11 protein-coding genes are annotated in these 9,419 nt (G+C 56.5%); 5 read left to right on the forward strand and 6 right to left on the reverse strand.

Annotated features, from left to right (window positions below):
- The 3 genes from tnpC to tnpA form a co-directional block, all read right to left on the reverse strand.
- A partial coding sequence (tnpC, locus tag G6N73_RS32980; RefSeq protein WP_165034119.1) for an IS66 family transposase occupies positions 1-1,246 on the reverse strand: 1,246 nt, incomplete at its 3' end.
- Positions 1,247-1,316: 70 nt separating this feature from the next.
- Positions 1,317-1,661 carry an IS66 family insertion sequence element accessory protein TnpB gene (gene tnpB, locus G6N73_RS32985; RefSeq protein WP_206079223.1) on the reverse strand — a complete coding sequence of 115 codons (345 nt, stop codon included), beginning with the start codon at positions 1,659-1,661 and terminating at the stop codon, positions 1,317-1,319.
- Positions 1,658-2,077 carry an IS66-like element accessory protein TnpA gene (gene tnpA / locus G6N73_RS32990; RefSeq protein WP_165034120.1) on the reverse strand — a complete coding sequence of 140 codons (420 nt, stop codon included), beginning with the start codon at positions 2,075-2,077 and terminating at the stop codon, positions 1,658-1,660. The genes tnpB and tnpA overlap by 4 nt, the downstream gene beginning before the upstream one ends.
- Before the next feature lie 109 nt (positions 2,078-2,186).
- On the opposite strand from tnpA, the gene G6N73_RS32995 reads away from it, so the two are divergent.
- The 5 genes from G6N73_RS32995 to G6N73_RS33015 all read left to right on the forward strand — a co-directional run bounded on the left by G6N73_RS32995 (position 2,187) and on the right by G6N73_RS33015 (position 6,474).
- Positions 2,187-2,453 carry a transposase gene (locus G6N73_RS32995; RefSeq protein WP_206079224.1) on the forward strand — a complete coding sequence of 89 codons (267 nt, stop codon included), beginning with the start codon at positions 2,187-2,189 and terminating at the stop codon, positions 2,451-2,453.
- Positions 2,454-2,823: 370 nt separating this feature from the next.
- Positions 2,824-3,654 (forward strand): trypsin-like serine protease, encoded by an 831-nt coding sequence (locus tag G6N73_RS33000; RefSeq protein WP_165034121.1) that lies wholly within the window; start codon positions 2,824-2,826, stop codon positions 3,652-3,654.
- Positions 3,655-3,667: 13 nt separating this feature from the next.
- On the forward strand, positions 3,668-4,114 hold the full coding sequence (locus tag G6N73_RS33005) for a hypothetical protein (RefSeq protein WP_165034122.1): 447 nt from the start codon (positions 3,668-3,670) through the stop codon (positions 4,112-4,114).
- Between the two features lie 26 nt (positions 4,115-4,140).
- Complete coding sequence (locus tag G6N73_RS33010; protein ID WP_281353015.1) at positions 4,141-5,292, forward strand: YcaO-like family protein; 1,152 nt, start codon at positions 4,141-4,143, stop codon at positions 5,290-5,292.
- A 30-nt stretch (positions 5,293-5,322) separates the two neighbouring features.
- Positions 5,323-6,474 carry a TfuA-like protein gene (locus tag G6N73_RS33015; protein WP_165034124.1) on the forward strand — a complete coding sequence of 384 codons (1,152 nt, stop codon included), beginning with the start codon at positions 5,323-5,325 and terminating at the stop codon, positions 6,472-6,474.
- Here G6N73_RS33015 and G6N73_RS33020 read toward each other — a convergent pair.
- The 3 genes from G6N73_RS33020 to G6N73_RS33030 all read right to left on the reverse strand — a co-directional run.
- Entirely contained in the window at positions 6,443-8,248 is a 1,806-nt protein-coding gene (locus tag G6N73_RS33020) for an adenylate/guanylate cyclase domain-containing protein (protein ID WP_281353014.1), read from the reverse strand. The two genes, G6N73_RS33015 and G6N73_RS33020, sit on opposite strands and share 32 nt — an antisense overlap.
- A 334-nt stretch (positions 8,249-8,582) precedes the next feature.
- The gene (locus tag G6N73_RS38910) at positions 8,583-8,687 is read right to left on the reverse strand and encodes an integrase core domain-containing protein (protein ID WP_165034126.1); all 105 of its coding nucleotides are present in this window, start codon (positions 8,685-8,687) and stop codon (positions 8,583-8,585) included.
- Positions 8,688-8,884: 197 nt separating this feature from the next.
- Positions 8,885-9,419: integrase core domain-containing protein (locus G6N73_RS33030; protein ID WP_165034127.1), on the reverse strand; the 535-nt coding region annotated here is incomplete at its 5' end.

The following is a 9,419-nucleotide window of genomic DNA, read 5'->3' on the forward strand; positions in this document are numbered from 1 at the left end:
CGATGGCGGCAGACTGCTTCTGGCGTGCGGCCCGGCGGACGTCGGGGTCCTGGCCGCGGATTTCTTCCTCGACCGCCCACAGCTCGGCCATCCGCTCGACGGTTTCGCTCGCCACATGCGAGACGCCGGACACGTGCAATTCATAGAACTTGCGTCTGAGATGCGCCCAGCAGGCCGCCAGCGTCAGCGGACCACCCGCGCGCTTCGCTTCCGCGAGCCGGTTATAGGCGCCCCATCCGTCGACCTGGAGCAATCCGGTGTAGCCGCAGAGATGGCGCTCCACGCTCTCGCCACCGCGGCTATCCTCGAAGCGGTAGGCGACCATGGGCGGCGCCGTGCCGCCGAAGGTTCGATCGTCCCGCGCATAGGTCCATAGCCAGGCCGTCTTCGTCTTGCCGGAGCCCGGCGACAATGTCGGCAGCGTCGTCTCGTCGGCATAGACCCGCGCGCCCTCCTTGATCAGCGCCAGGATACGGTCGGCGAGCGGGGCGAGATGGAAGCCGACATGGCCCATCCAGTTGGCCATGGAGTTGCGGCTGATCTCGACGCCGTCGCGGGCATAGATGCCCTCCTGGCGATAGAGCGGCAGGCCATCGGCATATTTGGAGACGGCGACATGGGCGAGCAGCGCTTCGCTCGGCACGCCGGCTTCGACGAGGTGACCCGGCGCCGGCGCCTGGCTGACACCCTCCTTGCACTGGGCACAGCCATATTTGGGGCGACGGGTGACGATCACCCGGAACCTCGCCGGCGTCACGTCGAGGCGCTCCGACACGTCTTCGCCGATCCTGACCGGCCGGCAGGCGCCGCAGGCGCAGGCGACAGCCTCGGGTTCGATGACGATCTCCACGCGCTCCAGATGCGCCGGGAACGCCTTGCGAGGGCGTGCTTCGCGCTGTCTTCGCTCGCCTGTCGGCCTGGCCGCCTCGAGTTCGGCCTCGAGCATGCCAAGCCCGGTCTGGACCTCGTCGAAGGCGAAGGCCTGCTGGTCGGCATCGAGCTTCTCGGAACTACGGCCGAAGCGGGCGCGCTCCAACTGCTTGATGATCACATGAAGATTGGCGATCCGCTCTTCGGCGCGCTCGTTGAGCGTCGCCATCCGGACGATCTCGGCCTTGAGTTCCGCCGTTTCGCCCCGGAGTTGTCCCGCCTCGGTCTGCAGTTCGGCCTTTTCCGACGCCATGGCGACGAGCATCGCCTTGAGCGTGTCGACGTCGTCGGGAAGGGCCGAAGCGCTATTCGTCATAGGCCAACAGAAGCATATTCGACCCGCTTCCGGGACTGCTTTTGTGCCGCCTGAGTCACTTCGCCACGGCCTATCCCGCAGATGTCGGGCGTCGCCTCCGCTCGGCCCGAACACGCGTCCAATCCATGCCTTCAACGAGCGCCATCAATTGCGGCGCGGCAAGCCGGATCACCCCATTCTCCACCCTTGGCCAGCGGAACTTGTCCTCGTCCAGCCGCTTGGCGAACAGGCATAGACCCGATCCGTCCCACCATACGATCTTCACGCGGTCCGCACGCTTGGCTCGAAACACGTAAAGAGCGCCGGAGAACGGATCAGCGCCTGTGTCGCGCACCAGCGCTGCCAGACCGTCCGGACCTTTTCTGAAGTCGACCGGCCGCGTCGCCACATAGACCTTGGCTCCGGTAGGGATCATGCCGATCGCAACGCACGGATCGCCTCGACCAGAAGGGTCGCTGCTATACCGCTGCCCACGCGGATCGTCGCATCGCCAATGACGATCTCCAGACCGCCCGCACGATCGCCATCCCCAGGCGCCACTTCCACTGGCGCGAAGCTCTGCGTCTGGATCTCCGGCTTTGCCGACAGGATCGCGATGGCGCCGGAGCGGATCGCCTTCCGCCGCCAGGCAAACACCTGCTGCGGGCTTACTTGGTGCGATCGCGCTACCGCCGAGACATTCGCGCCCGGCGTCATCGCCTCTTCCAGAATCCGCGCCTTTGCTTCACCCGACCAGCGACGGCGCGGCACCGCCGGGCTCGCGTCGAGACGATCGGGAACCGCCTCGATGACTGTAAATGTTCCAGGTCTGGACTTGGGTGCAGACTGCAAACAAACCTCCCGTGAGAATCATCACGAGAGTGTCGCGTCCTTCATCGGTCCGCGAAACACGGGGCCTGCTTGGCGCTTACTGTGATTGCGATCTCTCGCAACTTCTTGTGTGCGCTACGAATCCGGCGAAATCAGCCGAAACGGCCGCATCTCCAAGCGCGGCGACAAGCTGACGCGGACCCATCTCTATGAAGCGGCCAACGTCATCCTGACGCGACAAGATTGGCTTCTCTTCCCTGAAGGCCTAGGGCCCGCGGATTGCCAAGGGCGCCGGCTTCAAGAAGGCGAAGATCGCGGTGGCGCGCAAGCTTGCCGTCATCCTCCACGCCATGTGGAGACGAATGAGCCGTTCTGCCACGCCGTCGCTGCAGCCTGACAGGGAACTTTCGATTCCCGATCAACTCCAGTTCCCGATATGCGCCCTTGCCAGGACGCTGCGGATGAGGTCGCTCCCACGCATGCGGTCCTACGGAACCGCGAACACCACTTCGCCCCACCCCGTTCCAACGCAAACATGCGGCGATCCTTGCGATCGACCCCCCGGAGAGAACCCTGAGCCCGGCAGGCGCTGCACCAACGAGGAGAAGGGAGCCCTTTGGCGAAGGCAATTAGGGAGCCTCATGGGACACGACCGTCGTTCAGTCCAGACAAGGCGCGATACGCCGGATGGATACCTTCCAATCGTACCTGCAATTTGTTAGTGTATGTGGTGGCATCGCTATTTTGCGCAAGGTGAGGGGGCGATCATGTTCTATAGTGGCTGGTTGATATCAACTCTCGCCTTAGGCGTTGGAGCCCTAAGCTCCACATCTGCCATGACGCAAACTTTAGAGCCCCCATTTTTTGGAAAAGATCCTAGACAGGGTGAAGTTGTAATCCCGAAGGCCATAGATCCCAATTATAAGCATATAGGCTATCTAAAGTTCACAAGGATCGAGGATGGCCAAAAACATTGGTGCACGGCGCAGTTTGTATTGCCACGGGTTCTGCTGACTGCAGCTCATTGTATTGACGAGTTCGGAAACGGCAGACTAAATACGGATTATCAATTTTACCAGATAAATTACTACGGAGACCCGATAACCATCTCTGAGGGGACCGCTCCCGCGTGCCATAAGTATCCGGACAAATGGACTTTATCTGCAGAAACTACATATTTTCGAATGAGATTCGACTATGCTTTCATTCTACTCGATACTGACAGCAAGGCCGGCACAGGTGACATTTTACCGATATCTGACCAACTGACAAATAAGGAGGTCTTCACGCTAGGCTATGAAAAAGATGCCAACTCTCTACCAACGGCGCCTAACTCTAACTCAGTTGGAAGAGATCATCCAAATGACCACTTATTTCAACATCTTTACTCATTTAAGCCGGCGTTAGCGTTGAACGAGGACTACTGGCGCGGCCAAAGTGGCGGAGCTTGGATTGTGGATACGCCTAGCCCGACGGTGGTCTCGGTAACGGCGTGGTATGCCAGTTCTTTTGGTGGAAACGAGCCGCGCCTTTATGGGCCAATGTTTGATGCGGAAACCCAGTCGACGTTGAACTATGTCGCGGCAGGTTGTCAGTAGGGAGGTGCGCAAGATGTCACAACGCGAGACGCCGACGGTTGACCCTTTGTTGCCCCGCCCGGAAAGAAGTCAGCTGCCCCTGTCCCGTAGAGATGTGATGCTGGGAAGTGCGGCATTCTTGTCAGCATCGGGCCCCATATCAGCAGCCCAGGCAAATCCTAATGCGGAAGGTTATTTTCTGACCGTAGGCGACGATCGAATATTTTTTATTCGATCTGAGTGGCTCGTTTACTTCGAAGTGACCGCATTAGTGGCGGACCAGACAAAGCTTCATAGAATTGTCAGAAAGATTTCACGGCATAGCAAGAAAAAGCAATCATCGGCCTTATATATTGATGATGTACCTGGAGATGCTTCTGAGAGACTAAGGGTCATAGATCCCCAGTTAGGATCTCTCATGCCGACCATTCCCCCGACTTCGGGCCATACGTATCTCGCGATGATGGTAGATGATGGATAATTTTGCTTATCGCGGCGACGACCTTCATGGGCTGTAGCGTACTTCAGGGTCGGACTTTCAAGCGACAAACTCATCGATCCCTCAGGTCAGCGGAAACACTTGACAGAGTCCTGCCCTTACGTGGGGTAGTCGGCGTGACACGTTTGGCTAATGTCACCGGGCTGGATAGCCTTGGAATTCCAGTTTTCACTGCGATTCGGCCAAATTCAAGATCTCTTTCTGTCGCCCACGGCAAAGGGACGGATGAGGCTTCGGCCAAGGCATCAGCTCTGATGGAAGCGGTTGAACTATATTGCGCCGAACATACCCGCCTGCCGCTTCGCCTAGGCAGGTACTGCGACTTGAGTCCAGATAACGCCATCGACGTAGCACTTCTCCCTCATCGTCGAGGACGGGATTTCGATCCAGAACTCCCGATTCTCTGGACTTGGGTCACGGATATTTGTCGAGACACGAATGTGCTCGTACCTTTTGAGATGATTCATACCGATTTCACTTTGCCTCTGCCGCAGGGGACCGGCTTCTTTCCGATGACGTCTACAGGACTTGCTTCGGGGAACTGTTTGGCCGAGGCACTTGTGCACGGTCTGTGTGAAGTTATTGAACGCGACGCATACGCCAGATGGCAGTCCAAATTCACCGCCAAGCGCACTGCGGTCGATATTGATACAATTGCATGTCCTATGACTTCGACGCTGGTCGACCGCATTCTAGGAAGCGGGTGCACGCTTCAACTTGAAGACATTACCACCGATGTTGGTGTGCCAGTGCTTTTTGCGCAAATATCAGGTGCCGGAGAAGGGTCTTTAATTACTGAACGCCCTGCGGGAGGATTCGGTTGCCATCCGGATCGCAATTGGGCTTGCGTGCGGGCCATCACTGAAGCTGTGCAATCGCGAATGGCCCGAATAGTAGGCCTCCGGGATGATCTTACCGGGAGAGAGTTTGCATCATCAGTCCCGCGGGAGGGGAATGATGAAGAGAAAATTGCCTCAAAAAGCATTAATGGCATTGAGAGCGCAGTGTCAGAACTTATTGAAGAGGATCTGCGGTGGGTGCTTGGCCGCCTTCGCAAGGCTAATCGTCGGTCCGTTCTTGTCGCCGACCTTTCTCCTCGAGACGCACCATTTTGTGTAGTAAAGGTGATCGTTCCTGGACTGGCCAGTCCGTCGGTTTGAGTTCAATTACGGGGTACAAGACAGCAAACTGTGAAAAGCAATGACCTTCACATAGTTGTGTTCCTTGGGCCGACTCTGGAGAGAGGGGCGGCCAACGCACTCTTGTTGGCAGACTATCGAGGGCCAGCCAGCCGCGGCGATATCTATTTGGCAACCAAAGAAGAACCGGATGCCATAGTTTTGATAGACGGAGTTTTTGAAAATGAAGCTTCGGTCTTTCACAAGGAGATACTTTGGGCACTTTCGAACAAGATACCTGTTTTTGGCGCGGCAAGCATGGGCGCTCTCCGCGCTGCTGAACTCACCGCCTTCGGAATGGTTGGTTTCGGCGAGGTTTTTCACCAGTATGAAGACGGGACTTTAGATCGGGATGATGCAGTAGCTGTACTACACGGGCCGTCTGAGCTTGGGTACCATCCACTTACAAGTTCCCTAGTGGATATGTGGGCCACGTTTTACAACGCTGAAAAAGCGAGGGTCATCGGTGTTACTGAGATGGAGGATTTGCTGTCGGCTTCCGCGAAGACGAACTACCGAATGCGCACCTATGACGTTGCCGTTGGAGCCTCGTCCCTGTCCTATGCCCATCAGAAGCAACTGCTCTCTTGGATTCGATCCAATATGGTATCAATCAAAGCGCAGGACGCCGTCGGACTTCTGCGACATCTAGCCCGGATGGATGGCATCCCTCCAATAGAGCCGACATTCCGATTCGAGTGGACTATTTTTTGGGATCGGCTAACGCGAGAGTGTGATTTAGCAGCCCTTGGGATATCCAACCTGGAGTTAACCGGGATCTTATCATTCTTGGTTGAGACGCACCGGTACGAAGATATTGAGCGCGAAGCTATCGCGATTATACTCGCTGATAGGGAAGCCTTCTCTTGTGGATCGCGCGTGGAAGCAAGTGACTTCAATGAGGCGGCGCTTGCCTTTCGTCGGAAATCAGGGCTCACACGTGCATCGGATGTGCAGAGGTGGATCGACAGTTTAGGTCTCACGCATTCGGACTATGTATCACTTATCACGAATGATTTTCACCTTGCAGCTGCAAAGTCTAGGTACGCACCGCTGCTTTCCTGGGGCATTCTAAGCGCTCTACTGCGCAAAGGCGAACTGAGCCTGATTGTCGAGCAGGTAAGGCGCCAGTTTAATTCAGTCCAGCAAGACGGAGACCCTTAGTAAAATGGTCGAGATCTTCCATCTTGCGAAACGGCTGAGTTTCTGCCCAGTAGTCAACTGAAAACTGTGGGTGCTTCTGCTTCACACTTGAAGCCCATGAACGAGCCCTCGCCTGGTCGTCCAGATAGGCATAGGAGGCGGCGAGAAGCCGGGCGGCCTCGGAAGGGTCCCTCATATTTTGCAGCACTCCAACTGCTTCCCTATACCGCCCCGATTGAAACAGTGCTCCACCTTCGCACCATTTATACCAGTCTGGTTCAACAGGGTTAAGACGTTTAGCGGTTGCGAATTGCATCAAAGCTTCTTGCGGACGCCCGTCGTAAGTTAGAGAGTCACCATATTCTGCAATTACGTCTGCGTCGTTTGGATTGAGTTCCAAGGCACGTTCGTAGCTTGCAATTGAGCCAGCGATATTGCCCCCGTACAGTTCGGCAAAGCCAAGCTCAGAGTGACCGCGGGGCTCATACCCATCAATTCGAATCGCCTGTACTGCCAACTCGCGAGCTTTCGCTAGAGAAGTTCCAGGATCGAGTGACCAGCGATAGCGCCACTCAAGATTAAAGGTCTTTGAAAGAAAAGCATAAGCTCGCGCAAACGACGGGTCGCGAGCCGTCGCTCGTTTGTAAAACTGGCGGGCAATTTTGTTGCTCTTTTTATCGTGCAAGTAGTAATGCTCGTGCCCCCGGAGGAGAAGTTCATAGGTCTGGAGTGAGTCTGGCCGCTGGCTTCGGATTCTCTCCAGTTCTGCTGTTTCCACCCGAACAGCCAGTCGCGCCGCAATACATTCGCAAAGTTCGTCCTGGAGAGTGAATAGGTCCCCGACCACCCGGTCATATTTCTCACTCCAGATGACTTTACTGCTAGCTGTGTCGACAAGCTGCGCGAAAAGTTTCAACCGATCTGAATCAGCCTGGATGGACCCTTGAACCAGAAAGCGAGACCCGAGTGATCGGCCCGCTTCGTTATAGCCGATTTCCCCGGACCCAAACCGCTTGGATGAGTCACTTGCGATGACACTAAGCATCCGAAACCGGGACAGAAGGGATGTTAATTCGTTTGTGAACGCTCCAGCAAATAGGCGCCACCGCTCTTCAGCGGCGAGTATTTCGAATGGCAATACAGCGATGGTAGGCGTGATAGGCTGTGAAACTTGCGCTAGCCGAGATCGCAGTTCCCTCACAAGTTTGTTTGCAGGTCGATTGGACGGGTCGTGGAGAATGTAGAGTTCTACCGCCTGCTCGAAGCCCCTTAAGAGGTGGGGACCGATTGATGTCATCCGGAACGTGGGATCACTTCTAATTGCTTCCGCAATTGCGGACGAGATCAAGACGGAATTTGGCGAAGTAGCCTGCTCCAACCGCGCTGCTACGTGGATAGAGGCTCCGTAAAAGCCGCCTTCTATTTCTTTCACCTCGCCGACATGGATCCCTATACGATAGTCGATACCCAGATTTGAACCATCAAGTCCCGTCCGCCACGCGCCGAGAGAAAGCGCTGCGCGACATGCGACCGAGGGGCTCGGGAAAAAGGCGCCGAGCCCATCCCCGGCAACACTAAAAATTTCTCCGCCACTCTCCCTAAGAGTCTGTTGAATATTCTTCATAGCGAGCGCAATTGCCTGCGGCCCGTCATAGGTACAAACGCGGGCAGTCGAGTTCGTTATATCAACGAACATTATTGCGACTAAGCGGCTATCTCGTTCCCAGCCTGTCGTACTTCGCAGCTTCAAAGAGGGCTTGATCTCGATCTCTCGACGTCGCCTTAAAGAAAGCATCGAGTGCTACCTCGCATCCCAGGCTCAGTCGGCTTTGCGGACCGAGCGCTTCCGTCATGAGAGACTATCTCACTAAGTGTCTGTTTGGAAACTCGCTATGGTGAGTCATACGACGGTGTTTTTGAGAACTGGAGCGCAGCGGACATTCGGGTCCGTGAGCACCGGAAGCGCAGAAAACGCCGGCAGATGACCGGCAGAGTAGATGCGCCGGGCGAGGATCATCACGGCCGCTGCGTAGAGGAAGTGACCTGAGAACCTCATCTCCTCCGGTTTGAGCGAGAATCCTGGGTTTCATTCTGGACTCATGTGGCCCGTTTTTCCAGCGTGGATTTCATCACGAACTCTCCCCCGCGTCATTGTTGCCGAGGGCGGAATGTGGTCGGTGATGATTGTAATCCTTCTTCCATGAGTCGATGGCGCTGCCGACGAGACTGAACACGGGAATCTGTCCTGTTGATCAGCAGATTCGTTTCCAGCGGCCAACGCCTTGTCATTGATCTTGAGCTTTTTGCCAGGTGAATCGTAAGCGCTCATTTCCCCGCACATTGACGGCGCCTGCAACTGTCCGTCGTCAGGGAATTTGAGACAACTGGCGCTCTGATTTAGCGGAGGCTCTGGCGCATCTCGGTTGTCATTTTAAGCGGCGTCTCTGCGGTGTCGCAAGCGCCGTTGTTCGATGGTCTTTCGCTTGATCCTTTCTCGTTGCAACAGGATGGTCTGGCCGCGTCCGCAGTAGACGTCGGCCGGGGTGAGATTGTCGAGGCTCTCGTGGTAGCGCCGGTGATTGTAGTGCTCGACGAAGGCGGCGATCTGCCTGTCGAGATCGCCCGGCAGGAAGTAGTTTTCGAGCAGAATGCGGTTCTTCAGCGTCTGATGCCAGCGCTCGATCTTGCCCTGGGTCTGCGGATGGCTGGGCGCGCCGCGGGTGTGCTCGATGTTTTGATCCGAGAGCCAGTCGGCCAGGCCGCCGGCGACGTAGCACGGGCCGTTGTCGGAGAGCAGCCGCGGCCGCCGATATACTGTCGCCCGATCGCAGCCCGATGCCGTGAGCGCCAGGTTCAGCGTGTCGGTGACGTCCTCCACCCTCATGGTCGTGCATAGCTTCCAGGCGATGATGTAGCGGGAGAAGTCGTCCAGAATGGTGGAGAGATAGAACCAGCCCCAGCCGATG

The sequence above is a fragment of the Allomesorhizobium camelthorni genome (assembly GCF_011045125.1).
In the GTDB taxonomy this organism is placed as follows: Bacteria; Pseudomonadota; Alphaproteobacteria; order Rhizobiales; family Rhizobiaceae; genus Allomesorhizobium; species Allomesorhizobium camelthorni.